Origin of the sequence: Paenibacillus provencensis (assembly GCF_042678545.1) — a bacterium.
Taxonomy (GTDB): domain Bacteria; phylum Bacillota; class Bacilli; order Paenibacillales; family Paenibacillaceae; genus Paenibacillus; species Paenibacillus provencensis.
Genome location: NZ_JBHTKX010000023.1, coordinates 1 through 1,137 on the forward strand (window position 1 = coordinate 1; position 1,137 = coordinate 1,137).

Annotated in this window: 1 protein-coding gene; it reads right to left on the minus strand. The window is 49.6% G+C overall.

Annotated elements, in window-relative coordinates; all coding sequences use genetic code 11:
* A partial coding sequence (locus ACFQ3J_RS27030; RefSeq protein ID WP_379294430.1) for a fibronectin type III domain-containing protein occupies positions 1-1,137 on the minus strand: 1,137 nt, incomplete at both ends.

Genomic DNA, 1,137 nt, shown 5'->3' on the forward strand with positions numbered 1-1,137 from the left:
TCTCCCCTTGCCCTGACTCGTTACCTGCAGCAAGGCCTACGCTATACTTCGTTCCCGGAGTCAAATGTTTCAATTCAATTTCCTGCTGATCAGAAGCGATTCTAGACTCGATGTTATTTACATTCAAGGTATAGTATGTGGCCCCGGTCACCGATTCAAAGGAAAGGGTTGCCTCCGTCTCCGTGACCTCGCCGATAGTAAGATCAGCAATTTGATCCGGAATGGTCATTGAGCTGACCGTGGACTTCTTCCCTTCGCCGGATCCATTCACGGCACTCACACTAAACTCATAGGAAGTTCCCGGAGTCAGCTGCTCCATGATGATTGCTGGATCACTTGCCGTCTCGATTACCTGACCCTCCGCATTATACACACGGTAGTAGTCTGCAGACTTCACAGGACTCCACTGCAGACATACTCGCTTGCTGTCCAGCGGCTGCGCTGACAAGTTCAATACGGTATCCGGAAGCGTGGTGAATTCTCCGTCATAGCTCTTGCTCTTTCCTGCCTGATTACCGGCTGCTACGCTGTATGGATAGGTGGTACCGGGCTCCAATGCGGTAAGCTGAAGCATATCTTCCTGAAGGGTATACAGTTCACCTTCGAAATTGACTTCATAATAAACAGCGCCGCTTACAGTCGGAATGCGTATCTCTGCAGCATCCTCTGTGATGTTTGTAACAGCAGCACCCGCTGGCTGGGATGGGACCGTCACATAAGAGATACTGTTCCTTTGGCCCGTTCCCGATGCATTGATTGCCTCGAGGATGAAGGTATAATCCGTTCCCGGCTGAAGCTCCGATTGTAAGTATGCTGTCTTTTCCACTTCATCGAGTAAATTTAGCTCGGTATCGTAGATTCTATAGCTCGTTGCCGATTTCACTGGATCCCATCTCATCGAAATGGCGTCTTCCGTGGCACTTGCTGAGAGATTCTCTACTTTCCCGGGAAGGGTTAAGAAGGATCCCGTTGTACTTCTTCCTTCACCCGCCGCGTTGCCGGCTTGTACAGCCCATTCATAAGTCGTTCCTGGTTTTAAATCAATTAGGGCTAAACCGGGTGTCTCCCTGATGTATTCTTTTCCATTCACGCTCACTTTGTAGTAGGTAGCTCCCTCCACTGCCTCAAAAGAGATAT